The organism is Methylobacterium sp. CB376 (assembly GCF_029714205.1).
In the GTDB taxonomy this organism is placed as follows: domain Bacteria; phylum Pseudomonadota; class Alphaproteobacteria; order Rhizobiales; family Beijerinckiaceae; genus Methylobacterium.
The window spans coordinates 1704992-1730728 of record NZ_CP121648.1; the positions used below are offsets into that span (position 1 = coordinate 1704992).

The following is a 25737-nucleotide window of genomic DNA, read 5'->3' on the forward strand; positions in this document are numbered from 1 at the left end:
GGGCGAAGCGGGGCGTCACAAGGCGGACGCGTTCTCGACGATTGAGTGCCAGGCCAGGGATGCGGGGAGAATGCCCGACACGCAGGAGCCCAAGGGTTGGGATGAGAAGTACCGACCGCGCGTGTTTGGCGACCTCGTTGGGCAGGACGGGGCCGTTGCGTGGTGCAAGGAGCGCGTCAGAGAGCGGCAGGTTAAGACCCTGCTGCTGCACGGACCGTCAGGATGCGGGAAGACGACGATAGCCCGCGTGCTCGGAAATGCCTTGAACTGCCGGGCACCGGTGGACGGCTCGCCGTGCCTGAGTTGTGACATCTGCCGGGAGTTCAAACCGAAGAACGACACGTACTACCGCGAGCACCTCTGTGCGTCGCAGGGCGGCCTTGAGGACGCGCGTATGCTGGTGCGCGCTTCAAGCGCGTCTGGAAGCCGCAAGTACCGGAAGATCTTCGCGCTGGATGAAGCGCACCGCATGACGGGTGCCGCCTTCGATGCGCTGCTGTCGCGCCTTGAGGAGCCAAACAGCACCACCGTTTTCATGCTGCTGACGACGGACCTAGAGGCGATCCCGGAGGCGGTCCTGACGCGCAGCCTGCGAATCGAGATCCGCCCGATCTCCGACGAGGATGCGCTGACATACCTGAATAAGATCTGCCGCCACGAAGGCCTGGAGCCGGAGGCGGCCGCGCTGCAGCTGCTGGTCGAGACGGGACGAGGGTCGCCGCGCCGGCTTATCCGCGACTTGGAGAGGGTGAAAGACTTTGGCAGCCTGACGTATGACGGCGTGCGCCGCGCCCTCGATCTGGATCACGCCGACGTCGTGCCAGCCTATCTGAAGGTCGCCCTGACGGGTGGTCCACTGGAGCAACAGCTGCGCTTGCTGGAAGGATGGGTGACGGCCCCGGAGCGGAAGATCCGCTTGGTCGAAGAGCTGCTGGTCTACCTGCTGTTCAATGAGGTGCACCGCGTCGAGCGATCGCACGCGATCCACGACCGCGTGAGCGTGACAGACCGCCGAGTGCTGGTGGAGGCGTTGACTGCAAGGGCAGCCGCGGCGCGGACGGACGTGCCGAGCTTCATTGAACGGCTGGCGGAGCTGTGGCGGTCGAGCACGGCGCGGCAGGCGAGCGCGTCAGACCTAGCGTTGCTGATCAGCCGCTTTCACGGGTACCTCGGCCCTTTGCCCGTGCCCAGCGAAGCGCGGGGCGCTGCCGGGCCTGGGGTTACGACAGATAGTTTGATGAAGCGCCCCCGGCGTGCGCGTGCTCAGACGCCTGCGAAGGCGATCGGTGCGGGAACGGTGGCTGAGCATCTCACCTACGCGCAGGCCTGTGTACTTTGGGATGCAGCATCCTTCATGGCGCAGGAATTTGGCGTCTGGTTCAACATGAGGGTGACGATCCGACATGTGGAGGGACGGATCGGCGACAGGACAGCTGCAGAGATCGTCGGCACCTTGCTCCAGCGATTGAGCATGAAGCTGCGCGGCCGCGGCGCTTGGCACTGGATCTACGTGCACGAGTTCGCGCCGCGTGGCCGGACGGATATCCTCCTGCACGTCCTGGACGAGCAGCGCGTGGAAGTTCGGCGTTGGCTGTTGGACAACTTCCGGCGAGGTCATCTGCCACCCGGTGACAGCCGAACTCTGCGCGTCGGGCGGTTGTTGAACTTGCCGGAAGCACGCCACCACCGACTACACTTCCGTTACATGCGGTACCTCTGCCGCGGCTTGGATCCGGATTGCATGGCCCGCGACGAACGAGGCCGAGAAGGGGCTGTGCTGGATCTATTGCGGGTACTGGCACGATGGCGACGATCGATCGGGACCGTTCCGCCGGGTGGCCGACGTTTCTGGGTGTCGGAGGGGATCGGCGAGGGCGCACAGCGTCGCTGCGACGAGGAGCGGATGACGTTCCTGTCGGCGCTGCGGGACCATGCCTGGCGCCACGTCGCCTTCGGTTGGGAGGAGCGCGAGCACCAAGATCGCGAGAGGGAGAGGGAACGGCGTGCGGCTGCGTTGGCACGTCTGGCGATTGATAAGGCTGCCGCACCGGGGGCGATTCTCGCTAAGGCACGGGACGAACTGCGGGACTCGTGGCCGCTGGATGCCAGGGCGCGGAAGCGGCGTTGGCGGGGATGGTGGACGCGAGGTGCGGCGGGGGCTAAGGGCTAAAGCGACTACACACCCTATGAAAAGATGATCTAAAACAAATACTTAGCTGAACAGCGAGATGCCGGATCGATTCCGTTCGGCGGGCAAATTCTTAGAATTAGGTGATTTATGGCTTAGACCTGGGTGTGTGTTGCGCCTAAATCTAACATGGACGGAGGCTGGCATACTGCCGGCATGAGCGCGCGGCCAATAGTTAGGGGTATGGGTATCGACCGCACCGGTAGGATCAGTGTGGCCGGCCGGTGGACAACTTTGCCGATCTCTCTTGATCGAGAGATTGGAGATTGCCTCGTCTCCTCACTAGAGGGGAGGCCCGAGGTGCCATTGTGCCCGACAGGGCACAGCTTCGCCGGTGACCGGCAGAAGCAGCGAGGCACGCGCGCCGTCCCGTGCGGGAGGCCGTCGGCGCCGGGGCCGGAGGTGAAACCTTCATCAGGCAGGCCGGGGTTGGGCTGTCGGCCTTTACTCACCGCTTCCCGCCGTCCCGGCGGCCAACGCGGACGGATGCCTGCTCTCCGGACCCTTGGAGCAGGCGGTCGTCCAGGGGGCTTGGATGCTTACCGTTCCCCCATCCTGAGCGGCCCGGCAGCCCGAACCACTCTTGAGTGCCGATGCCCTTCGGCGCTTGATCCGGCGGTCCCCATCCCGCCTGGCTAGCGGTGGAGGCTCGGAGCCCGTCAGGGGCCTGGCATGTCCAGCGATGAGGCGTGATCAGGTCGTCAGCAGAATGGCTGTGCGAGAGGAGAACGCGGAAGCAAACTGCGGGGTATTCCGCGTGTCACACAGGCGTGCTACACACGACGTATTCAGGGACTCGCTAAAGCCTTGATCTGATTGAAATTGTCTGGAGAGACGTCCAGTCCGGGACTGAGCATGGCGGATCCTGTCCTGTACGCGGGCGTCCGCGCGAGCGGAGCCCCAGCGACTGTTCGGAGGAACGCGACGGGGCGTCCGGGATCGTGCCAGTCGGCGATCGCGACACAGGAGTAGCTCAGCTTCGCCTGTGTCGAACCGGAAATACCTCAGATCGCCGGACGCCCAAGCCGCACTGAAGCACGGCTCGTCGTCAGGTACAGGAAATACCTGCTGTGTCTGGAACTGACTGACGTCGGCTTCGACCACACTGTCCTGAGCGAGTTCCGCACGCGCCTTCTCGCGCACGGGGCGGAAAGCCGCCTCCTCGACGCAACTCTCAAACTGGCGCGAGAGCGCGGACTGCTGAAGGGCGGCGGACGCCAGCGCAGCGACTCCACGCACGTCCTCGGGGCGATGCGCACCATGAGCCGGCTCGAAGTCGTCGGCGAGACATTGCGCTACACACTGAACGCGCTGGCGACGGTGGCGCCCGACTGGCTGCGCGCGTGCACGACCCCGACATGGGCCGAACGGTACGAGCTCCGAGCGAGCGAGTTTCGGCTGCCCAAGAGCCAGACTGGGCGCCGGGCGTGGGCGGTGCAGACCGGCGTCGATGGCTTCACGTTGCTGGCTCTCGCCACAGCGGACGGCGCGCCGCCGGTTGTGCGGGACGCCGCGGCCCTCGAGACCCTGCGGCGCGTCTGGGTGCAGAACTTCCTCGTCGAGCACGGGCCGGAGGGCGCCCGCGTCGAGTGGCGGACGAATGATCAGGTGCCAACGTCGGGTCGCTACATCGGCTCGCCCTACGACGTGGAGGCGCGCTACGCGAGCAAGGGCGCGACGGTGTGGAGCGGCTACAAGGTGCACCTGACCGAGACGTGCGACGAGGGCACCCCGAACCTGATCACCAACGTCGAGACGACGACCGCCGCGGTATCGGACGACGCCACGACTTCGACCATCCATGCGGCGCTCGCTGCACGGGGCCTGCTGCCCAAGACCCACATCGCCGACACCGGCTTTGTGAATGCGGCGCTGTTCGTCGACGCCCAGGAACGCTACGGGGTCGACCTGGTCGGCCCGACGCGCGGCGACCGGCAGTGGCAGGCGCAGGCCGGCGCTGGGTTCGCCGCACGGGACTTCGCCATCGACTTCGTTGAGCAGCGGGCAACGTGTCCAGCCGGCAAGCGAAGCCAGAGCTGGACGCCGGCGCTCGCCCGCGGCACGACGCCGGTGATCAAGATCAAGTTCGCGGTCAGCGACTGCCGAGCGTGCCCGCTCCGGCCGCAGTGCACACGCGCGAGCACGGCACGCCGGGCGATCACGATCCGCCCCGAGGCGCAACACGAGGCGTTGCGCGTCGGGCGGGCGCGGGAGCAGACCGCGGACTTCGCAGCCGAATACGTGTCAACGGGCTTCGAACCTTCCGCAATTTCGGGCGCGCAATTTTCCTCAGATCGGCGGGCTCGGCGGTCAGGCGATGCCGAGGTGAGCACCTCCATTCTTGGGCGGGCGTCCGCGCCGACGCGGAGGCGGGGCGAGCGGCGGAGCCTGCAGGGCTGCCTTCGAGCGGATGTGCTCGGGCATGAGCGCGGTGTGCTGGCGCAGCCGGTAGCTTGAGCCCTCGATCTGCACCACCACGGCGTGGTGAAGCAACCGGTCCAGCAGCGCGGTCGCCACCACCGGATCGCCGAACACCTCCCCCCACTCTGCAAAGCCGCGGTTCGAGGTCAGGACCATCGCGCCCCGCTCGTAGCGCGCGTTGACGAGCTGGAAGAACAGGTTGCCCCCGCCCGGCACCACCGGCAGGTAGCCGATCTCGTCCACGATCAGCAGCGCCGGCCGGCAGAAGTAGCGGATCTTCTCGCGCAACGTTCCTTCCCGCTCGGCCCGCGCCAGCGTTCCCACAAGGTCGGCCAGGGTGGTGAAGTACACGCTGCGGCCCGCCTTCACCGCCTCGACCCCGAGGGCCACCGCCAAGTGGCTCTTGCCGGTGCCGGGCGGGCCGAGGAAGTGCAGCACCTCGCAGCGGTCCACGAAGCCCAGCTCGGCCAGGGCCAGGATGCGGGTGCGGTCGAGCGAGGGCTGGAAGGCGAAGTCGAAGCCCGACAGCGTCTTGACCGTCGAGAGCCGCGCCATCACCAGCGCGGTCTTCACCCGCCGGCTCTCGCGTAGGCTCAGCTCCTCGCTCAGCAGGGCATCGACCGCCTCCAGCGCGCTGAGTTCGCCGCGCTCCAGCCGCCGCACGGTGGTGTCGACGATCTCCAGGGCGCGCGGCATCTTCAGCCCTACCAGCGTGGCCTTGATCCGCTCGACCAGTGGGGGGATCAGCTCGCCAGTTCCGCTCATGCCGCGTCTCCCCGGTCGGTCCTGGGCACGCCGGCTCCCGCGAGTTGGCGGGCTACGGCGTCGTAGATGGCCAGCGGGCGACGACGCGCGACCTGGTCGCCGGCGCGCCTGACGACCACCGGCTCGGCAGGGTCTCGTGGCTCGGGCGGGGGAGATCGCGGCCGCCGATGGGCTGGATCGACCTGCGTCAGCCCACGCCCTTCCAGGGGCAGGTGGCAGGCAACGAGCTCACCCGCCTCGTAGATGCGGATCTGATCGGCCAGCACGTGCACCTCCAGGGCGCGGCGGCGGGTGGTGTCGGGCACGCTGTAGAGATTGCCCGCCACCGAGACGAAGCCCTCGTGGGTGACGCGCCGCTCCAGGCTGAGCACGGCTTCGTAGGGCACGGGCGGCAGCGCCCGCAGCTGGCTGCGCTCCTCCGCGAAGGCGTCGGCGACGATCCGCTTGGTCGTGGCGTGCCGGCGGGCGTTGGCCACGGTGTCGAGCCAGTGCCGCAGCTGGTCGTTCAGGTCGTCGAGGTTGCGGAACGAGCGGGCGAGGAAGAAGTCCTCGCGCAGGTAGCGGAACGGGCGCTCGACCTTGCCCTTGGTCTTGGCCCGGTAGGGACGGCAGGCGCGCGGCAGGAACCCGTAGTGGCGCGCGAGATCGAGAAGGCTGCGGTTATAGATGACCAAGCCGTCGGGATCCTCGCCGATCACGGCGGTCTTCATGCGGTCGTAGAGGATCTCGCGCGGGGCGCCTCCAAGGGCCTGGAAGGCGGCGATGTGGCAGCGCAGGACCGTCTGCAGATCCTGGTGGACGACGAAGCGGGCCCAGAGATAGCGCGAGTGGCCCAGCACCATCGCGAACAGCCAGACGATGCGGGTCACGCCCGGCTCGTCGGCGAAGACGACCTCGAAGCGGGCGAGGTCGACCTGGGCCTGCTCGCCCGGCGGGGTCTCGAAGCGGCGCTCGATAGGCAGAGGAGCTGAGGGGCGAAGCAGGGCCACGGCTCGCTTCACGGCGGTGTAGGCCCCTGCGAAGCCGCGCTCCTTCAACTCGCGCCAGAGACGGACGGCCGTAAGCTGCGGGTAGGCGGCCAGGCGCTCCGCGCAGGTAGGGCAGGAAGGCGTCGGTGGCCCGCGCGCGGGGGGATCGCGGTCCGTAGACGGGCGGCTCGAGGCCGCGGGCGATGTACTTGGCGACGGTCTTGCGGTCGAGGCCGAGCTGGCGGGCGATGGCGGTGACCGAGAGGCCCTGCCGGTGGAGGTCCAGGATCGTCATGAGTTCCCCGAGGCTGACCACCGCGCCGCTCCCTCCCGCCACGGGGACCAGCTTCGGTGAGACGGCCGCCGCGCGGGCATCCCGCCTCAAACAGGAGGCTCAGGGGCGGCCGGGAGGGTGGGGAAAATTGCAGGCCCACAAGTGAGGAGGATCCAACGCCCGCTCACAGCAGGTTCAACCGCTCGCGCGAATGCGATCTTCCCGCCAGTCCCGCGCCCCCGGCGTTAAGCTGCCGGCAGATCCGCGCGGGCCACCTGACCAGGCTCGTGGCATGTTGCGTCCAGCGCCAGTCGGCGGGCCAACGCGAAACTCGATCGAACTTCACTGATTTTACAATGCGCAGACTACACCGGGCGGTACAATCCGCAATATGTTGCTGGTTATGGCGTATTTTGCAGAAATTTTTGCAGTATCATTCGATAAATGTTCGTTTCGACTCTCACTTTCGACTGATCGGCCGTCTCAAAGCCTTGCGGCTTTGCGTCCTTGTATGGAAAGCGCCGAAACCAACTTTCTGGAAGTTCCAGGTCCCAGCCCTGGTACTCACGCCAGGCGTGATAACTCCACGACCATTTCTCAGCCTCAAATATTGACATGGCGTCAGAAACGTATCTCTCCGCCGAACAGCCCGGAGCCCAACGGACTGCGCTGAATTCCCCAATGTATATATTGACGTCATGCCGTTTCGCGAAATCCTTCACTGGGGCAAGAAGAGCGAACAGATCTGACTTGTTCCAAATTCCTGGATAGGAATAAGGCATCTTGTACGAGTATAAACCTTGATGTGTGAGCTGGTGCGGCTGGTACACATGCGCACTGTACACAATATTGCTGAACGGTATGAGCCGATGCACCGCAGAGAACCCAAACGGCAATCCGCCCGGCGAGGGCTCAAATACGACTACCCGCTTGGGATCTATCTCGCGAATGGCCGCAACTATCTTCGTCGCAAAATTCAGCCACTCCTCCTGGCCGCCGTCGTCCCAGGGACGTTTGGTGATCGGCTCATTGATGAGGTCGTACGCGGCAATCGCGGGACTGTGCTCGTAGCGCTTCGCTATCTGTCGCCAAGCATCAACGATGCTATCCTTCAAAGACGAATTATCCCAAAACTCCTGAGCAAATTGGTTGGGTAACGGCTCGAAAGTAACAACAACTTTGAATTTGTGATTCAAGGCAAACGTGACCAATCGGTCCAACTCAACCAGTTGCTGCGCGTCCACGACGTACTCATCGGATTTCACGGCCCGATGCAAATTGAGAAACTTTCTCACAACATTTGCGCCGGTGCCCGCCAGATCGTATAAGTCCGTGTCAGAGAGACGGCCGACGCCGAATCCCCGTACGGTTCCAGACCCGAACTTCGCGGCGTCCCACATTTGACCGGCACGCCTCAGTTCATACTCCCTGCCGTCAGCCTGGCCCGGTGGACTGTTTGCAAAGCTGTGCTGGTCAGTCCGATCGCCGCAGAGCCAACCGGCGATGAGAACGACGAACGCAGCAACGGACCTCGCCCTTCTCGTTCGAGAAGCAACGAACCGGCCGCCGCTATATTGCGCGTCGCGCTTGCCGGCGCTCGCTCCGTACATGTTTATCCCATTACCACGGAAGCGCATCGACAAGCTCGCGCAAGCCGAGAGATCGCATGTGCAGTGATATTGTTTCGCGCGATGTCCCAGGAGTCAATCCCGGAGAGATATCGTCGCTGTGAGAATTTGGTTGTTCCTGCATCTCGTGTGCGGCGAGCGCGATGACGGAATCAGGTGATTGCTCTTGTCGTGGTGCGCGACATGCCGGGGATGGTCTTGGCTCGCGCGGTGATCTCTTGGCTCGCGCGCTGATCCAGTCGGCTCAAGGTTCACCACGTATTGTAACGCGGTGAAGGAGGGGCGACGTTCCGCGGATCTTGCCACCGCTGCCGCCGATTGCCGTTGCCCGGTCACGTCAGAATGCAGCCGACCGGCTCGCAGCGGACGTTGCAGGTAAGGTGGCCCTTCGAACCAGCTGCGCTCCGCGGCGCCCGGACCGGTAGCACGGCCAAGTCGTCACAACTCCATGAAAGTAAATTCTTGCGACCCGCTCGAAAACAGCGTGAGTCGGCTACCTGGAATTCCAGTCCCGTTGTAGGTCGCTCCGTTGAGATACAGATTTCGGTCGGCTGCCGGCGTGCCGCCGTAATTGTCATTCAGAAAGTCAATGCTAACTTTATGGACGCCGGCGCTCCAGTCACCATTTATTAGCAGTACATCAGACTGCCCGGTGCCGTGCGAAGCTGTAGCTGTCATTTTGCCACCGATCTGCTGGCCATCAACGGCGATCGTGTACTGAGCACTGCCCAGCCAGGCATCTTCGGAAATCTCAAGAAGCAAGGTGTCATCACCAGGCCTGATGTCGGTGTAAGACGCTGCTGAGACGGTCGGGAATGGAACCTCCTCGCGGTGTTCTTCCTCGCGGTGTTCTTGGAGGATATCAATTTGCGGCTGATCGTATCCGGTCACGGGAACGCTATCGTAACTGGCGTAATTAATGTAGAGATTGCGATCTACGGTCGACGCACCACCATAAAGATCGTTCAGAAAATTGACGGTCACCGCGTGCTGCCCGATACCCCAATCGCCAACAAACGAGAATGTCTCGCTCTGCAAGCTCGAGTGAGACGCGTGTGCGGTTAGAATGCCACCCATCTGCACACCGTCGACTGACACGCTGAACACTGCATCGCCCTGATATTCATCTTCAGAGATATCCAGTGTGAGTATATTGCGCTGGCCCAGCGCTGACGAGTCATTTACCATGAACGTGAAGCTGCCATTCTCGGCCAACATATGTGCGGCTGGGTTCGGCGGCTCGACGGAGTAAAATGGGTGGGGCAGCTGCGGACCGGCGACCCAGTACGTACCGCCCTGCCAAACATGTGCGTGCTGCTCCATGTAGGAAAGCGCATTGTCAAGCGCCGCCAGACTCGTCTGATCTGTTCCAACACCGAACTCGCCAAGGAACAGCTGCGCGTTGTTCGCCTCCGCCCACGCGGTGACGGCCGCGAGGCGCTCGGACCCAATCGTCGCAGAGATCGCGCCAGGTTCCGTGCCCCAGCTGTTCGTGTCGAAATACATGTGGACTTCGAAAGCAAAATTGTGTAATGGGTCATTCACTCCTGTCCCAACTACGGTGGCGTTGTCCGTAGAACTCCAGGACAGTGCGCTGTCACCGTAGGCGCCCGGAACCAGGATCTCCTGCGTCGCACCAGCGCTCCGGATTGCCTGAATCGCTGAATTCACGGACCGGATCCAGTCTGATGCTGGCTGAGCTTGCGGCTCATTCATAAGTCCAAATATAATCCCTGAGTTTGACACGTAACGCTTCGCGATCCTGCCCCAAAAATCAGCCAAGGTGCTGTCCGTTGTGATGGGCCCGCCCACGGGGTAGCCATAGCCGAACCCGAAATTGTGAAGGTCGAAGACGACGGAAATCCCTTTGGATGTCGCATAGCTGACGAGGTCATCGATATGTGCCATCTCCGCCTCGTCCAGGGCGCCGAACGGGACGTGTTGAAGGCGTTCCCAGAAAACAGGCAGTCGTATGACATTCATTCCTTTTGAGGATATATAGTCGATATCCCACCGAGTCGGGTAAACGTAGTCCACGCCTGCCACTCCGGGCAGACGGCCGGTGTCGCCGCTGGTGACATTGACACCGAGGAGCTGCATTGCAGCCATGATACCTCTCCACGCATCGCAAAAATCTCTGACGCGGGCCTCAGATATCTGGAACGGACAACTAACTACAGCAATTCCGCGGCCGGCATTCAGGTTGTGCTGGTTGTAGGAAGAGCAGATCCACTTTGGCCCCCGCCGGCAGCCTCGATTGACGTGACTCCTGGCTCGTTCCAGCGCTGCAGGGATTGAGACGAATGGGGGGCGCTCCCGACGCAGCATGGCAGCTCGTATGTGCCATGGTCGTTCGCTTCCGCCCCGCCATCGTTTAAGCTGTCTCCGGGCGAGATTGCCTCGGGGCGATCAGAACGGTCAGTGCCGAGGTATGGCCTTGCGTCGAGGTGGCTCTGCCTCGGCCTACGATCCGGAGAGGACCGAACAGCGGAACTGTCCGGGTCGCGAGCGAGGGTGGGCGCGGCACCACCGGGGGCGATCCTCGCCGCGAGGCGGCCCGAGGCGATGACGTCCGTCAGCCTCGGATGGGTCGGACCGGGTGACGTCGTCGCCCGCGCGGTGGCACCAACGGCGAAGTTACGTTCCAAGCCGCGGAACGCGCCAGTGAGGCGACGCGCGGTGAATTCAGTTCCACAGACGAAGCGCAGCAACGGCCCGAAGGTCACAGCTGCGGGTGTTCCGACGATAAACAGTCCTGGCACACTCGTTTCGAAACGAGCGGAGAGCACGGGAGATCCCTCCAGGCAGCGGATTTCAGAACGCAGGCATGAATCAAGGTAGTTGAGGCGATCGAGGCTCACGCGATAACCTGTTGCTGCGATGACGTGGTCAGCTTCGATGAGCTGGCGCTCAGCGTTCGCGACGACCGTCAGCTGGACACAGTTGCGCTCAGCTCGGACCTGCTCGACCCGGGCGCCGCTGATCACGCGGACATGCGCATCGATGATTTCCTTGACGGACCAGGCCGGTGTTGGACCAAGGTGACGACGGACGAGATCGATGCGCAGGCGGGAGGGCAGCTGCCTGAACAGCAGCGGGGCGTACGAGCACAGGAATTTTTTCCATCCCGGGCCCAACGGTGTAGGAGGCGCGCGCAACCAATCGAAGCGGCGCTGCGCACGAGGCGGATAGAAGCGCAGCGAGTTGCGTCGAGCGATGATGGTGGCGCGCGCTCCAGCTCGGTGCAGGCTCGCGGCGACATCCACGGCGGAAGCTCCGCCGCCAATCACGGCGACGTGTCGACCCGCGAAGTGTGTTAGGTTCGCGGCGTCGCAGCTGTGGCTTACGAGGCCTTCCGGCAGAGTGGCGAACTCGGGTGGAAGATGGGCGAAAGGCTGAAGGCCCGTCGCCAGGACGATGTGGGTGGCGAACAACGGCCGCGAATCGGCGAGCGTGATGTCAAATCCGGAGCTGGCGCGCCTGACACTGCGGACGGTCACCTGTTCGAGATGAGGAACGAGACGTTCGTGGAAAGCCTCGCCGTACGCGGCGAAAACCTCGACCGGCACGCTCCATTCGTGATCGTCGTAGTAAATACCTTGTTCCCGGCAGTAAGCCGAAAGCGAGTAGGCGCGGCCCGGGTCCGACAAGTTGGAGGCGAGGCCATGAGACTTCAGCAACATGCCTGTTGGCATACCGCTTCGCCACGTGCTCATCGGCGCGCCGAAGATGCGATGTGGGATCCTGGCCTCGGTCAGATGAGCAGATATCGAAAGGCCATACGGCCCGGCGCCGACGATCACGACTGAGGAATCGCGCTCTACGGGCATACGTCCTGCTCCCGCGGCTTGCCTTCAGGCACTCAAGCCAGCTGCATTCGCATGCATTACGCATGATAATTATGCAAAAAGCTGGCTTCAGGAGCCCGGTTCTCGCTTGAGACTCCACACCGAAACTTGGTTACAGATTTCTCCTGCGCCATGCCATCGGGCTAAGATCTCCGCGGAGGCAGCCACGCCGACCCGGCTCGACCCGTCACGAGATGAACTGCAAGTGCGCTGGTTGAAGGTCTTGAAGTCGCACGCAACGGTGTTACGCCGCGGATGCCCAATGGACAAAAGCTGGCCGGTCCTGGCAGCAGGCATTGGTTCGTGGCAGGGCGTCGACGTCCCTACGCCCCGCGTCGGAGAGTCCTCACGACCGATCAGCAATCATGCGGCCCTCCTCCGGTCAGGAAAAGTGCGCGCATCAGCTCGTCGAGTCTCACATATTCGAAAGGCACCCACTGACATTTATAGACCCCGTACCTGCTCTGTGCAAGCGCCTTTCATATTTCGCCGGTGGTGCGAGTGCGGAGCTCCCGATTGTGTTTGGTTTCTTACAAATATTCCGTTCGATCGCTTACAAGACAGCGACCCAGCGGGTTGTTTTCGAAATGGACCTACCGAGCGGATGAGGTGTATGATCCCGCAGTGTGGTGGTACGGTTGACTACCATGCTGCAAGGGATTCGCTATGGGCCAAGCTCTCCACGGCCGCGCCCGCACGACGGAGGCGGTCCGTCGCGCAATCCAGCTACGTCAAGAGAGTGTGAGAGCGGCGGCCAAGCGCTACGGCGTCAGCCCGACGACAGTGCAGAAGTGGCGCGCTCGGCAGACGACGGCGGACGCCGCCATGGGCCCCAAGGCGCCGCGCTCCACCGTCCTCACGCCAGAGGAAGAGGCCATCGTCGTCGCCTTCCGGCGGCATACTCTGTTGCCGCTGGACGACTGCCTCCACGGGCTGCAGCCGACTATCCCACACCTGACCCGTAGCAGCCTGCACCGATGTCTGGGGCGCCACGGCATCAGCCGCCTACCAGACGTGGAAGGCGGCAAGCCCAAGAAGAAGCGCTTTGCCGATTCCGCCATCGGCTACTTCCACATCGATATCGCCGAAGTTAGGACCGAAGAAGGCAAGCTCTACCTCGTCGTCGCCATCGACCGAACGTCGAAGCTGGCCTTTGCCAAGCGAGCAGGGCCATTCAGTTCTGCCGTAGCAGGCTGGACGTGAGCGGCGGCAGGGCAACGTAGCGGCTGTATGGAGGCGACCTTCCAGCTTCGTGAGGTCGCCCTGTGCCGTTCGCCTTCCCGCTTGCCGCCCTCGCCGAAGCGCCCGTCGGGCCAATCTCGTTACAGCCCTGAGGACAGGAATGCCAGGTTGGATTCACACCGCACCTGAGCCGACTTTGCGATCGGCTCTCTCGATCGCCCGCAAGGGCCGCCTGCGACTCGACGTGCAGGCCGCTCAGCCCTGGATGCGTTTTGGAGACAAGCCCATCTGGTTATCACGCAGTTCCTGGGGAATGGCGGCGCTGGTCGACGCGCTTACCGAAGCGAACGAACGCCCGGTCACCGCTTGGCTGCCGGAATACTTCTGCGATCAAGCGCTTTGGCCGATGCGCCAGCGCCAAGTGGAATTGCGGTTCTATCCGGTAGACTCCTGGGCTCGTCCGGAATGGAACCGCATCGACATCGCAGGCCCGGGACCGAAGCTTTTCTTTCTGGTTCATTTTTTTGGACATCCCTCAGACGGTGAGCAGGCGCGGTCTGTCTGCGACGCCACGGGAGCCCTTCTGGTCGAAGACGCGGCCCACGCCCTCGGCCCCGCGAAAGGCATTGGCGAGGTCGGCGACTTCGTCTTCTACAGTCCCTGGAAGTTTTTCGAGGCGCCGAACGGCGCAATCTTTGTGATCCGCCCCCGCGCCGTCGGGTGGGCCGCTGCGATCCAGAGGAGTGTCGACAAGCTGGGGTCCGCGCATTCGCCTGGTCTGGGCTGGGCAAAAGACATCGCCATGCGAAAAGTCGCGCACGTTGATCCCAAAGGGTTCTGCCGAGGACGTCCGGGCGATTTCTTCCTCGATGTGAGCTCGCGGCCGATGCCGTCGCGTCCGAAGGCTTCGCCTATCGCAAGCATGACGCTTCCGTGTGTCAACATGCTGGAAGCGCGCCGCATGCGGCAGGAAAACGACGCAGCGATCAGGGACTTTTTCAAAGGCCGTCCAGGGTGGCAGCCGCTGATTGCGACGCCGGCGCCAGGGCCTCTCCGATCGGTCTTCCGACTCGACTCACCGGAGCGGGCGTCCGCTGCGTACGATGCGCTCCGCGCCGTCGGGGTCCGCGCAGAGGGCTGGACCGCCTTGCCACCCGAAGTGGTCGACCCCACCTCGCAGGCGAGGCTGTTGCGGCGCACACTCCTGAATATCCCCTGCCATCAGGGCCTGAAGACGTTAGGCTTAATCGAGGCTTTGAGGAGGGCCAAGCTCGACTGAGTGCGAACCAACGCTGAAACATCCGACGGGGACGGAAATGGCGACGGCGTGATCTGGCCTCCTTTGCGCATACACACGCCGCTAAGTTATCACTGCCCGCAGCCTTTATTTGTTTTCTCTTCGTCGTCGTTTTTGCCGTCCAGCAGCAGGACAGCCTTTTCCGATCAAAATCGGTTCGAGAATCGAGGTTTTCTTCTATGTCCAAGAGCACTAAGGAAGGCGGGACGACGGAGAGGCGTGGCAAAACCCTGCCAGATCGTGTGCCGCGTGCCTACGCTCTGACGGCCTTGGGCGAGGGCGCACAGAGCGCATTTCATTTCATTTTGAATATTGCGCTTATTCGAGCCCTCTCCGCGTATAACTACGGCGTGTTCGCAATCATATTCACAGTCGGTGCTATTGCGATCACCGGCATCAATGCCGTGTTCGCGGTTCCGGTGACCGTCTTCCTCCCGCGCGCCAGACGCAACGCCGCGATTTCCCTCGAGGTCACAATGGGATCGCTGGCCCTTCTGGCCTCCACGGTGATTGCGGCGGCGGTTGCGGTCGGCGCCGGATTCTCCATACACGATATGGAAGCCGCCGCACTTGCAGGTTGCCTCGTCGGCCTTTGGCCGCTCCGCGTATATACCAAGGCTGCTAATTTTGCCCGGTTCGGCCAACACGCCGCCCTGAGCGGGGTCGTCTCGGACGTATCCTACGCGGCGGTGGGTCTCGGCTCGCTGGCTTTTTTGTATCAGTTGCATGGAGAGAAACTAACCCTTGCAATAACTCTGGCTTTGGTTTGCGCCGCGAATGGCGTCGGCATCGTCATCAATCTGGTCGGACGCCGCAAGAGAATCCGTGTGCGTCTTCATAGGCGCACTTTCGCCCGCTTCTTGAAACTGTGGCCGCATGTCCGCTGGTCGCTTGCTGGAATTGCTGCTTCGACTGTCATACAACAAGGACAGATGACGTTCGTGACCATGCTGGCCGGGCCGGCCGCGTTCGCGCCATTGGCGGCCGGTTTCGTGTTGATGAGCCCCATACGCACCTTCGGTATGGCCATCGCCAATGTCATGAGGCCCGAGCTGTCGCGGTCCAACGCGCTTGGCGAACACAGATCCGCCGGTAAGTTATTAGCCAAGGCCGTCGGCATTTTGGTTTTCGTGTTCATGGCGTACGGCTTTGCTCTTTTCTTTGGCTGGCAGACGCTGCGCTCGCTCCTGTTCGAGCGGCGCTTTCCCGACCAGGCCATGGGTCTGATCGTGACATTGGCCTGGCTCACGACTTCCGTGTCGAACGTCAATTTGTTCATGCAAACTGGCACGCAGGCCAAGTCAAGATTTGTCGACGCGGCCTGGCCGGCAATCGTCGGCGGGACAATCATTGTCATTTTCGTTCCCCTGCTGGTTCTCACGTTGGGGCCGCCGCTTTCCACGCTTGGTGTACTTGTCGCGGAAATCGTGACCGTCGGCCTTTTGGTCGGCCTGCACGCCAGAGATCGAAGCATTTGGCGTCCCAATGCGATCGATGAAAGCCGGCCTGCGTGATCGATCAAACGTGATCCGCATTTTCGCCGGGGCGATCACTGGATCCTGCGTTGTTTTTGTGCTACTATTCTCGGGAAGGCTGGCGGCATCTGTGTTAGGGATGGCTGCTGGCGAGCTCGTCACATTAGTTTTCCTATGGATCCGTCACGTCCGATTTGCAGAACATAACAGAAGCCATTCATGGAAGCGGCTCCAGGCAAGGCGGGATTGACAACCTGTGCGGAATATTGGTTCTCAGTATAACACTTGACGTAGCAGGATGGGCTCGTTGGAAGTACCCGGCACTCGGACCTTGGCGTTAGTTGTCAGCCGAGATTTGCAGGACTGCAGGCTCGCGAGCCATACTCCAAGAGGAGCCACTCCAGCAGCTCCTCGGCGGCATTCCGGTGGGGGCTGACGTGATCGCATGCGCCGACCGCATTGGCCAGCATGGGTGACCCGACCAGTATGCTCCGCTGGCGCATCATTCCGCCTCCCGCGGTTGGGCCGTTGGGCTACATGGTCTGCCAATTTACGACGATAGTGAACGCGCGATGAAATTGCTGGATAAAATCTTGGAGTGGCTCGCCTACCGCCCTGAGTACCGTCCCAGGGCAAAGCGCTCGTTGTCCAAACACGACCTTAAGGTTCGATCGCCCGGTTCGGACTCCGAGAAGGGGAGCTCCAAAGCGTCTCGTCGATCAAAGGCCTAGCTGTCCGGGTAAGTGTCTCGACGGCGCGGCGTTTGGGTATGGGATCGTCCCGTTTCCGTGGCTCTTGCTCGCTTTGCGTGGACGGCGGTGGATTGACTCGGCCCGGTGATGGCCTGCCCCGCCCACCCCATCGTGGGTGGCATGCCCATCCCCTTCGCCATCCCCGAATGCCGCTTCGAGCGCGTCGTCGAACGCCACCGGGACCGCCTCGTCATCCCGGTGCGCCTGAACGCGGCGAGCCGGCGCGGCCCGGATTGCGGCCGTACCAGCCGGTCCGTCCACAGCCGCTGCCATCGCCGTCCCGCCGACCTGCCGCTGCCGGCATCCCGGACGGCTCTGCGCATCGAGGTGAGACGGTTCTGCTGCCTCGACCCAGCCTGCCACCGCCCCCAGCGATCGCGACGGTCGCCTCAGGCCTGGACCGAGACGGCGCGGCGGTCCGGGCTGCCCCGATCGAGCCGTGGAGCAGCGGACAGGCCGAGGGCCAGATCACTCGGCTCAAGCTGATCAAGCGTCAGAGCTACGGACGAGCGGGTCTGGATCTCCTCAAACGCCGCATGATCCTCGCCGCCTCATCCACGCAAAGTGAGCAACAGCCACGGAAACGGGGCAATCCCACATTCAGCCGGCTGTCTGAGGCGCCCGTGCGCCCAGGCGCGCCTCAAGCTCGGCGATGCGCGCGTGCAACGGTGCCACGGCGGCCTCGATCTCGGCGGCGGTGAAGCGCGGGGTGATGTGCTGCGGGCAGTTCCAGTCGAACGCCTCGACCGCGACGGTGACCAGACCCTCCACCCGCGCCCGATAGCCCGGAACCGCGAGCCGCTCCGCCAGGTCCGGGCGCTCATCGGGCTCGTGGGCGCGCAGGTGCCCGAGCAGCTTCAGACGCCGCCGATGGGGGTAGTCCATGAAGAACAGCGACACCCGGTCATCGGCAGCGGTGTTGCCGGCCGAAACGTACTGGCGGTTGCCCGCGAACTCCGCCCAGCCGATCGTCCGCGCGTCGAGCCGGCGCACGAACCCGGCCGGCCCACCGCGGTGCTGAACGTAGGGCCAGCCGGTCTCAGAGACGCTGGCGAGGTAGAAGCTGTCGCGCTCGGCGATGAAGGCGGCTTCCAAGTCGGTGAGCACGTCCGCCTCGGCCCGCGCGCCGCCGGCCGCCGACGCGTAGGCTGCGCGCGAACCGCGGCGGGTTTGCTCCGCCTGCACGGACGGGGTGAAGGCGAGATCGAAGAAGCGGCGTCTCATGATCGTCTCCTGAGGAGACGGCCGGGACTGCGCGGCCCCGGGCCGGACATGGATAGGGGGCAGAGGGCGCCTCAGCGCTGCGCCAGGGTGCGATCGAGGAAGCCGCGGATCAGCGGACCCATCTCGTCGAGCTTGTCCTCCAGCGCGAAGTGGCCGGTGTCGAAGAGGTGCATCTCGGCGTCCGGCAGGTCGCGCCGGTAGGGGTGAGCGCCCTCGGCCGGGAAGATCTTGTCGTTCTTGCCCCAGACGATCAGCGTCGGGGGCCTGCGCTCCCGGAAGAAGGCCTGAAAGGCCGGGTAGAGCGGCACGTTGCTGCCGTAGTCGCGGAACAGGTCGAGCTGGATGTCCGTGTTCCCGGGGCGGTCGAGCAGGGCCTGGTCGTGGACCCAGTTGTCCGGGTCGATGCGCGAGACATCCGCGACGCCGTCGACATACTGGAACTTCGTCGTCTCCGGCCGGACGAGGACGGCGAGCGCCTCGCGGTTCTTGGCCGACGGCTCCGCCCAGTAGGCCTTGATCGGATCCCAGAACTCCTTCAGCCCCTCCTCGTAGGCGTTGCCATTCTGCACGACCAGCGCGCTGACCCGCTCGGGATGCTTGAGCGCGAGGCGGTAGCCGACCGGCGCGCCGTAATCCATCACGTACATCGCGTAGCGCGTCGCGCCGAGCTGACCGAGCAGGCCGTCCACGATCTCGGCATAGTGGGCGAAGGTGTAGGCGAAAGCCTCGTGACCCGGCGCGTCGCTCTGGCCGAAACCCGGGTAATCCGGCGCGATCACGCGGTAGCGGTCGGCCAGGAGCGGGATCAGGTTGCGGAACATGTGCGAGGAGGTCGGGAAGCCGTGCAGCAGGAGCACGACCGGCGCGTCCTGCGGCCCGGCCTCGCGGTAGAACACGGTCACGCCGTCCACGGTGGCGGTGCGGTAGTGGGTGATGCTCGCCCGTGAGACGGACGAAACCGGGGCGTGAGCGGGCTCGGCGGCCCGGGCCGCAGAGACGAGCGCGGTTGCGGCGAGCAGGGCGGGGGCGATCAGGCGTCTCATCGGGTCTCTCCTCCTGGCCCGGTCACGGCGACGTCGGGCTGTGCCGAGGTCGTGTGCTGCGTGTTCCGGCCTCGCGGTCTGAGGTAGACCCGCCCTGATCTCGGAAGAAGGCGGCTTGCCCGGGAAGCTTTCTCCCGGAAAATGGAAGGATGCCGGCTCAGGCTACAGCGCAGCCATGCGGGCCCGCATGCGTGGGATCGCCCAGTCGAGGAAGGCACGGACCTTGAGCGGCAGCTGGCCGCGCTCCGGATGCACGAAGCTGACCGGCAGCGGTGCGGGCTCGTAGGCTTCCAGCAGCACCCGCAGCGCCCCGGACCGGATCTCGTCCGCCGCTTGGTAGGAGAGCACCCGGGTGACCCCGAGGCCGGCGCGCGCGGCGTCGACGGCGGCCTCCGCCGCGTTCACCGCCAGACGGGGGCGGATCGGGATCGAGAGTGGCGTGGCCCCGCGCCGGAACCGCCAGTCGGTCGTGGCCGGGAAACCCTCGAAGGTGACGAGGTCGTGGGCCGCGAGATCCTCCGGAGCAGCGGGCGTGCCGCGCCGCGCCAGGTACTCGGGGCTGGCGCAGACGACGCGGCGGACCAAGCCGACCCGGGTCGCCACCAAGGCGCTGTCGGCGAGCGGGCCGATGCGCAGCGCGACGTCGATATGGTCCTCGACGAGGTTCACGCTGCGGTCGATCAGCAGCAGCCGGACCGCGATCTCCGGATACGCGACGAGAAAGTCGGTGACGATCGGGACCAGGTGACGCCGGCCGAAGACCACGGGTGCGGTGGCCGACAGGTCGCCGCGCGGCACGCTGTACTCCCCCGTGGCGGCGCGCTCGGCCTCCCGCACCTGCTCGAGGATGCGCCGGGCGGCTGCCACGTAGGCGTGTCCTGCCTCCGTGAGGTCGACGCGCCGGCTGGTGCGGGTCAGCAGGCGCGCGCGCAGGTGCCGCTCGAGGTCCGAGACCTTCCGGCTGACGGTGGTGAGCGGCAGGCGCAGGCGGCGCGCGCCCGCCGAGAGGCTGCCCTCCTCCACGACGGCGAGCAGCACGGCCATCGCGTCGAACCGGTCCATCGCGCCTTCCGTGATCCGGGCATCGGCGTCCCGACGGTGCTGGATAGCCTCATCATCCGGAAGCTTCCACGCCGCGATCCTGTGCTCTCACACGTCGTGTGCCCGAGCAGCAGCTGGCAGGCGCCGATGGTGTTGCCCGCGACGCGGATCGCCGACGTTGCCCGGACATTCTGCGAGACGAAGCGGCAGGCCGCACGAGGCCACGCCCAGGTGTCGGCCCGAGCGCGTCAGAGCCCGACGCCCTCCAGGTCTCCGCGAGGTCCTCTGCCCGCCGCATGCGCGCCTCGTCTTCCGCCGTGACCGGAACGGGACGCGCGTCGAGCCTCAGGCGGCGAGCAGGGGGAACGTGACCCCGAGGGCCCAGGCGAAGGCGACCGCGTTGGTGAGCCCGCCGACCGCGGGGTGCCCCGTCCGGCGGTAGGCCCAGGTGCCGAGCACCCCGTAGATCAGGAACAGGACCACGATCGCCGGCACGATGATGACCAGGAAGAACAGCCGCCCGGGCTCGAGGGCGACGGCCAGCGCGAGCGACAGGAGGAAGGCCAGCTTCGAGGCCGGGTAGGCCCAGCGCGCGCCGCCCGCCCCGCGCGTCAGCCACTCATCGGCGAGGAAGTAGGGCAGCGTGCCCGCGAGCATGGCCAGGATGATCGGCGCCCGCCCGGCTGCCGGCACGAGGGAGGCGACCCAGGCATCGACGAGGCCCCCGAGCCCCAGGACCGCGTAGAGGAACGAGGCCAGCACCGCGCCGATCAGGGCAGCCCGCCGCGGCGGCGCGGGCGCGGCTCCAGCCCGCCGCGAGCGGGCGAGCAGCAGCCCGCCGGCCGTCAGCAACCCGTAGAGCGCGAAGTGGGCCGCGACGTAGTCGGCGACCAGCACGGGCAGGAAATGGGTCGGCGCGACGCGCAGGATCAGCGGCGTCAGCACGGCCGGGCCGACGAGCAGCGCCCACAGCCGATGCCCCGCCAGTCCGGCGCCCGCGGGAGGGTCGGCGACCACCGGCAGGAGCCGCGACAGCGGCCAGGCCAGCAGCACGAATCCTAAGAGCAGGAGCGCGATCCACGGGCCGCGATGATCGAGGACGCGCGCGGCGCGCGCCGGCCGATCGAAGGCGGCGTCGAGCCAGCCCTGGGCCTCGTCCATGGAGCGCGGGCTGAACAGGACGCCGATGTGCTCGACGCCCGGGCTGAAGGCGGCGCGCCGGGCGGTGCCGAGGGCCGGGTCGCCGTAGGTCACGCCCGCCCGCGGCGGCCGCGGGGCGCTGGCGAGCCCGACCACGCGCAGCGCCTCCGCCTTCAGCCGCCCCTCCCAGTCGCCGGCAATGACGAGGAGGTTGCGCGGGCTCGTGGCCGTGGCGGTGCGCGAGAACATCGAGACGGCGATGGTGGCGCCGACATCGGGCACCTGCTGCGCGGCACGGATCACGATGTCGGAGGCCATGGAATGGCCGAGCAGGGCGACGCGCCCGTCGCCCAGGCCGCGCGCGACGGCGAGGACGCGCAGTGTCTCGTCGACCAGCGCCCGGGTCGCACCGCCCTCGCGGGTGACGTCGCCCGGGAGCGGCCGCGGGTTGCGGCCGTGGCCGGGGAAGTCGAAGGTGATCGCGACGAGGCCGTTGCGGGCGAAGGTGGTGGCGAAGGCGGCCATGAGCGGCTGCGAGCCGGCGAAGCCGTGCGCCACGACGACGACGGGCGCCGGTCCGCCGCCCTCGGGGCGATACACCGTCGCGGGGGTCGTGCCGATCACGACGCGTTCGATGCCGAGCCCCGCCTGGTGGCGAAGGAGCATGAGGAGACCGAGCCCGATCGAAGCGGCCGCGACGAGGGCGGATGCGGCGCGAACGAGGCGCCCGGACGGTCGGCTCATCGGTTCTCTCGCGCGTCGGCGTCGGCTTTGGCCTATCACGCCTCGGAACGATCGGCCCTCAGCCGCATGACGTTCCCATGGACGTTATCGTGACGGAGGAAGGTGTCTGGCCGCAGACGGCTTGGCCATATCAGTTGGGGTAGGGTCGGATCCATGTCACACAGTGTCCGGACTGATGGCGCCTCGGCGGGCTCGGAAGCAAGTTTGCGCGATCTCGTCTACAAGGCTTTGATGAGCGCAATCAGCGAGATGGGCATCTATGATCATCCAGGCGAGCCGCAACTTCATGAGCATGAATTATCACATATTCTCGGTGTCAGCCGCACACCTGTTCGAGAGGCCCTGGCGATCTTGGAGCACCAAGGATTCGTGCGGTGCAAGCCGCGACGGGGCGTGTTCGTCATCAAGAAGAACAAGCTCGAAATTGTCGAGATGGTCTACGCCTGTGCTGGGTTGGAGAGCATGGCGGTCCGTTTAGCATGCGCGAAAGCGACGGAGGCGCAGCTCGGAGCTCTTCGTGCAAGCTTCGGCGCCTTCTACGAGGCAGATCGTTCCAGCGGATATGACCGGTACTTTGAGGCGCGTTGGCGGTTCTGTCGCCATGCCGCCACCCTGGCGCAATGCCAAGAGATTCAATCCATGCTTGATCATCTCCTGCTGCATCTGCGGAGCGTTCACGAGGTCATATTTCGCGGAAACGTTGATCTCAGTTATTTGAGGTCTGCTTACGTCGCCATCATCGCTGCGATTGAGGAGCGGGACGCTGAACGTGCGTGCCAACTCGTTCTGGAAAGAGGTTTCAGGTTCGCTCGAGACATCGAGGGCTGCGCCGACTTTCCGCAGTCGCTCACGAAGATCGATTAGGTCTTGGCAGATGCCATCGCCGGGCCGGAGAGGGCGGGTCACCTCTCCGCGGACGGGAGGCAGCGCTCTTCGTGTTCGGGGATCTCTCCGCTCTCGCCGTCGACGGCGAAGCGTCTTGTCTCAACACGGCGCCACCGCCAGGCTATGACGCGAACTTTGCGGCGAGCGCGTCTTTCTCCGAACCGCCGACTTCGTGTCTGCCATCGACAACGCGGCGGCCGAGGGCGCATGGAATCGCAATTGGTATATTGCATGCCAACGGAAAATGAGACATCGTTCGCCCCCTGGTCGTTCGGGAGGGATCCTGGGATGCCATGTGAAGGAGTGCGGCCGATCGGGCGAGGGTGCGGCGTTCGCCGAGGTGCCCCCGCGTGCGGGTGACGATCCCGATGGCGGTCCGCCGGATCGCGTCGTCCCGCGGCAAGCGTCTGACCGCGGGCAATGCCATCCGGCTCGCGGCGCGCTCAAGCGACGTCAAGCGGTCGCCCCTGCTCGGCGAGATCGCCCGTTCCGCCGCCATCGGAGCGCCTGCTCCGGCTGCGGCGGAGAGGATCAGCCCCGTACGGCTCCGCAGACCTGACCGTACAAGCACAGCCGCACGACTTCGCGGCGAATGATGAGTAGAGGTTCCGTGACCCTGACCCAACATCTGATCTTTGTCAGGGAAGCATCACGGCCGAAAATCGGGAGGAACGACGATGGCCCTATCGGCCCAACAACGCTCGGTCCACGACACGCCTGCTGATAGCAGGATTGCAGTCCGTCAGATCCTCGATCGTGTCAAAGCGGACGGGCGCGACGCGCTGACCGCTCCTGAAGGCCGCATCGTCTGTGACGCCTACGGTATTCCGGTGCCGAAAGAGGCCGTGGCGACCTCAGCGCAGGATGCTGTGCGGGCGGCAGAGAGCATGGGATTTCCCGTCGTCCTCAAAATCGTCTCCCCTGACATCCTGCATAAGACGGAAGCGGGCGGCGTCATGGTCGGCCTCTCCTCCGCGCAGGCCGTGGCGCAGGGCTATGAGACGATCCTGGCGAACGCGAAGCGCTACAAGGCCGATGCCCGCATCGACGGCGTGCAAATCCAGCAGATGCTCGCAGGGGGCACCGAGGTCATCGTCGGTGCGGTCACCGATGGCTCCTTCGGCAAGCTCGTGGCCTTCGGTCTCGGCGGAGTCCTGGTGGAGGTGCTGAAGGACATCACGTTCCGGTTGGCCCCTGCGACCCGCGACGATGCGCTCTCGATGCTCGATGGCATTCAAGCGGCCGAGATGCTGAGAGGCGTGCGAGGAGCAGACCCGGTCAGCCGCGAGGCGCTGGCCGACATCATCGTCAAGGTCTCGCAACTCGTCACCGACTTCCCGGAAATCGCGGAACTCGATCTCAACCCAGTCTTCGCGACGGCGCGCGACGCGACTGCCGCGGACGTGCGGATCGTGGTGGATTTCGCGCAGCGGCCCGAGCTGCGGACGCGGTCGCATGACGAGATCGTGGCCAGCATGAACCGCATCATGCGTCCCGATACGGTGGCGGTCATCGGCGCGTCCGCAGAGGAGGGCAAGATCGGCAATTCCGTTATGAAGAATCTCATCAACGGAGGCTACAAAGGTAAAATCTATCCAATCCACCCGAAAGCGGACACGGTTCTGGGTCTCAAGGCCTACAGGTCGGTGAAAGACGTGCCCGGGCCAGTGGACGTCGCCGTGTTCGCGATTCCTGCCCAATTCGTCGCCGCGGCGCTCACCGAGTGCGGTGAAAAAGGTGTAGCAGGGGCAGTTCTGATTCCGTCCGGATTTGCCGAGACCGGAAATGAGGCGGGGCAGCGTGAGCTTCAGGAGATCGGCCGCCGATATAATATTCGCCTCATGGGCCCGAACATCTATGGCTTCTATTACATGGCCAAGAGCCTGTGCGCGACCTTCTGCACGCCATTCGACGTGCAAGGCCAGGCCGCCTTGTCGTCCCAGTCCGGTGGTATCGGCATGGCCATCATCGGCTTTTCGCGTTCGACCAAGATGGGCGTCTCGGCCATCGTCGGGCTCGGCAACAAGTCCGACATCGACGAGGACGATCTGCTCACGTTCTTCGAGCAGGACGACTCAACCCGGGTGATCGCGCAGCACTGCGAGGATCTGAAGGACGGCCGCAGCTTCGCGGAGGCGGCCCGCCGCGTCTCGAAGAAGAAGCCCGTCATCGTGCTGAAGGCCGGCCGCACCTCGGCGGGCGCTCGGGCCGCGAGCTCCCATACGGGGGCGCTTGCCGGAAACGATAAGATCTACGAGGACGTGTTCAAGCAGTGCGGTGTCATCCGGGCGCGCTCGCTGCGCCAGCTCCTCGAATTCGCCCGCGGTGTGCCGGTTCTGCCGACGCCGAAAGGCGAGAACGTGGTCATCATCACGGGTGCGGGCGGGTCCGGCGTGCTCCTGTCCGACGCGGTCGTCGACAACGGCCTGTCGCTCATGGCCATGCCGGACGATCTCGATGCAGCGTTCCGCAAGTTCATCCCGCCCTTCGGAGCAGCCGGCAACCCTGTCGACATCACGGGCGGCGAGCCCCCGGTCACCTATCAGAACACCATTCGTCTGGGACTCGAGGACGAGCGCATCCACGCGCTCATCCTGGGCTACTGGCACACCATCATCACGCCGCCGATGGTCTTTGCGAGAAACGTGGTGGAGGTCCGCGACGAGATGCGCGCCAGGGGCATCGAGAAGCCGATCGTTGCCTCGCTCGCGGGCGACGTGCAGGTCGAGGAGGCCTCGCAGTACCTCTACGATCACGGCATTCCAGCCTACGCCTACTCGACCGAACTGCCCGTCGAGGTGCTGGGCGCGAAGTACAAGTGGGCGCGCGGCGCGGGTATCCTCTAGAGCAACGCCCGAGCAC

The 25737-nt window shown here is 64.8% G+C and carries 14 protein-coding genes and 6 pseudogenes; 9 read left to right on the top strand and 11 right to left on the bottom strand.

The genetic code is table 11. The annotated features are described in order from the left end of the window. The first annotated feature begins 70 nt into the window (after nucleotides 1-70). Together QA634_RS07645 and QA634_RS07650 are read left to right on the top strand one after the other, a co-directional pair. A complete protein-coding gene (locus tag QA634_RS07645; protein WP_012331425.1) occupies nucleotides 71-2170 on the top strand; it encodes a DNA polymerase III subunit in 2100 nt (699 codons plus the stop codon). Nucleotides 2171-3247: 1077 nt separating this feature from the next. Continuing rightward, nucleotides 3248-4465 (top strand): annotated as a pseudogene (locus QA634_RS07650) (transposase); the annotation flags it as partial. 33 nt (nucleotides 4466-4498) lie between these two features. Here the strand turns inward: QA634_RS07650 and istB are convergent. The 7 genes and pseudogenes from istB to QA634_RS07680 form a co-directional block, all read right to left on the bottom strand. Further along, nucleotides 4499-5374, bottom strand: a complete 876-nt coding sequence (istB, locus tag QA634_RS07655) for an IS21-like element ISMtsp8 family helper ATPase IstB (protein ID WP_012290057.1) — start codon at nucleotides 5372-5374, stop codon at nucleotides 4499-4501. Then, on the bottom strand, nucleotides 5371-5760 hold the full coding sequence (locus tag QA634_RS35800) for a Mu transposase domain-containing protein (RefSeq protein WP_445928388.1): 390 nt from the start codon (nucleotides 5758-5760) through the stop codon (nucleotides 5371-5373). Before QA634_RS35800 ends, istB begins: the two co-directional genes overlap by 4 nt. 60 nt (nucleotides 5761-5820) lie before the next feature. Then, a pseudogene (istA, locus tag QA634_RS35805) lies at nucleotides 5821-6474 on the bottom strand (IS21-like element ISMtsp8 family transposase); the annotation flags it as partial. A 76-nt stretch (nucleotides 6475-6550) separates the two neighbouring features. Beyond that, nucleotides 6551-6637 (bottom strand): annotated as a pseudogene (locus QA634_RS07665) (helix-turn-helix domain-containing protein); the annotation flags it as partial. A gap of 380 nt (nucleotides 6638-7017) precedes the next feature. Continuing rightward, nucleotides 7018-8226, bottom strand: a complete 1209-nt coding sequence (locus tag QA634_RS07670; RefSeq protein WP_168169141.1) for a glycoside hydrolase family 5 protein — start codon at nucleotides 8224-8226, stop codon at nucleotides 7018-7020. Between the two features lie 456 nt (nucleotides 8227-8682). Next, nucleotides 8683-10353, bottom strand: a complete 1671-nt coding sequence (locus QA634_RS07675; protein ID WP_012331428.1) for a cellulase family glycosylhydrolase — start codon at nucleotides 10351-10353, stop codon at nucleotides 8683-8685. A gap of 89 nt (nucleotides 10354-10442) precedes the next feature. Continuing rightward, the gene (locus tag QA634_RS07680) at nucleotides 10443-12074 is read right to left on the bottom strand and encodes an NAD(P)-binding domain-containing protein (RefSeq protein WP_012331429.1); all 1632 of its coding nucleotides are present in this window, start codon (nucleotides 12072-12074) and stop codon (nucleotides 10443-10445) included. 684 nt (nucleotides 12075-12758) lie between these two features. Here QA634_RS07680 and QA634_RS07685 point away from each other — a divergent pair. From QA634_RS07685 to QA634_RS35815, 5 genes and pseudogenes are all read left to right on the top strand, one after another. Further along, a pseudogene (locus QA634_RS07685) lies at nucleotides 12759-13253 on the top strand (helix-turn-helix domain-containing protein); the annotation flags it as partial. 181 nt (nucleotides 13254-13434) lie between these two features. Next, nucleotides 13435-14553, top strand: a complete 1119-nt coding sequence (locus QA634_RS07690; protein ID WP_012331431.1) for a DegT/DnrJ/EryC1/StrS family aminotransferase — start codon at nucleotides 13435-13437, stop codon at nucleotides 14551-14553. A gap of 197 nt (nucleotides 14554-14750) precedes the next feature. Then, nucleotides 14751-16085 carry a lipopolysaccharide biosynthesis protein gene (locus tag QA634_RS07695; RefSeq protein WP_012331432.1) on the top strand — a complete coding sequence of 445 codons (1335 nt, stop codon included), beginning with the start codon at nucleotides 14751-14753 and terminating at the stop codon, nucleotides 16083-16085. A gap of 833 nt (nucleotides 16086-16918) precedes the next feature. After that, a pseudogene (locus QA634_RS35810) lies at nucleotides 16919-17089 on the top strand (ISL3 family transposase); the annotation flags it as partial. 83 nt (nucleotides 17090-17172) lie between these two features. Next, nucleotides 17173-17343: pseudogene (locus QA634_RS35815) on the top strand (ISL3 family transposase); the annotation flags it as partial. A 55-nt stretch (nucleotides 17344-17398) separates the two neighbouring features. Here QA634_RS35815 and QA634_RS07705 read toward each other — a convergent pair. The 4 genes from QA634_RS07705 to QA634_RS07720 all read right to left on the bottom strand — a co-directional run bounded on the left by QA634_RS07705 (nucleotide 17399) and on the right by QA634_RS07720 (nucleotide 21990). Then, entirely contained in the window at nucleotides 17399-18022 is a 624-nt protein-coding gene (locus tag QA634_RS07705) for a pyridoxamine 5'-phosphate oxidase family protein (protein WP_012331433.1), read from the bottom strand. 71 nt (nucleotides 18023-18093) lie between these two features. Next, nucleotides 18094-19065, bottom strand: a complete 972-nt coding sequence (locus QA634_RS07710) for an alpha/beta fold hydrolase (protein WP_012331434.1) — start codon at nucleotides 19063-19065, stop codon at nucleotides 18094-18096. Between the two features lie 162 nt (nucleotides 19066-19227). Then, nucleotides 19228-20127: a LysR family transcriptional regulator gene (locus QA634_RS07715; RefSeq protein ID WP_012331435.1), complete on the bottom strand. Its 900-nt coding sequence runs from the start codon at nucleotides 20125-20127 to the stop codon at nucleotides 19228-19230. Nucleotides 20128-20451: 324 nt separating this feature from the next. Then, complete coding sequence (locus tag QA634_RS07720; protein WP_012331436.1) at nucleotides 20452-21990, bottom strand: alpha/beta hydrolase; 1539 nt, start codon at nucleotides 21988-21990, stop codon at nucleotides 20452-20454. A gap of 204 nt (nucleotides 21991-22194) precedes the next feature. Between QA634_RS07720 and QA634_RS07725 the strand changes: the two genes are divergently transcribed. Together QA634_RS07725 and QA634_RS07730 are read left to right on the top strand one after the other, a co-directional pair. Then, nucleotides 22195-22854, top strand: a complete 660-nt coding sequence (locus tag QA634_RS07725) for a GntR family transcriptional regulator (protein ID WP_265576559.1) — start codon at nucleotides 22195-22197, stop codon at nucleotides 22852-22854. A 698-nt stretch (nucleotides 22855-23552) separates the two neighbouring features. Beyond that, the gene (locus tag QA634_RS07730) at nucleotides 23553-25721 is read left to right on the top strand and encodes an acetate--CoA ligase family protein (protein ID WP_012331439.1); all 2169 of its coding nucleotides are present in this window, start codon (nucleotides 23553-23555) and stop codon (nucleotides 25719-25721) included. Nucleotides 25722-25737: the final 16 nt, after the last annotated feature.

Excerpts from the sequence above, each read along its gene's own strand:
- QA634_RS07705 (WP_012331433.1), bottom strand. The coding sequence starts at position 18,022 with ATGAGACGCCGCTTCTTCGATCTCGCCTTCACCCCGTCCGTGCAGGCG.
- istB (WP_012290057.1), bottom strand. The coding sequence starts at position 5,374 with ATGAGCGGAACTGGCGAGCTGATCCCCCCACTGGTCGAGCGGATCAAG.
- QA634_RS07690 (WP_012331431.1), top strand. The coding sequence starts at position 13,435 with ATGCCAGGTTGGATTCACACCGCACCTGAGCCGACTTTGCGATCGGCT.
- QA634_RS07720 (WP_012331436.1), bottom strand. The coding sequence starts at position 21,990 with ATGAGCCGACCGTCCGGGCGCCTCGTTCGCGCCGCATCCGCCCTCGTC.
- QA634_RS07680 (WP_012331429.1), bottom strand. The coding sequence starts at position 12,074 with ATGCCCGTAGAGCGCGATTCCTCAGTCGTGATCGTCGGCGCCGGGCCG.
- QA634_RS07645 (WP_012331425.1), top strand. The coding sequence starts at position 71 with ATGCCCGACACGCAGGAGCCCAAGGGTTGGGATGAGAAGTACCGACCG.
- QA634_RS07715 (WP_012331435.1), bottom strand. The coding sequence starts at position 20,127 with ATGGACCGGTTCGACGCGATGGCCGTGCTGCTCGCCGTCGTGGAGGAG.
- QA634_RS07670 (WP_168169141.1), bottom strand. The coding sequence starts at position 8,226 with ATGTACGGAGCGAGCGCCGGCAAGCGCGACGCGCAATATAGCGGCGGC.
- QA634_RS07730 (WP_012331439.1), top strand. The coding sequence starts at position 23,553 with ATGGCCCTATCGGCCCAACAACGCTCGGTCCACGACACGCCTGCTGAT.
- QA634_RS07695 (WP_012331432.1), top strand. The coding sequence starts at position 14,751 with ATGTCCAAGAGCACTAAGGAAGGCGGGACGACGGAGAGGCGTGGCAAA.
- QA634_RS07710 (WP_012331434.1), bottom strand. The coding sequence starts at position 19,065 with ATGAGACGCCTGATCGCCCCCGCCCTGCTCGCCGCAACCGCGCTCGTC.
- QA634_RS07675 (WP_012331428.1), bottom strand. The coding sequence starts at position 10,353 with ATGGCTGCAATGCAGCTCCTCGGTGTCAATGTCACCAGCGGCGACACC.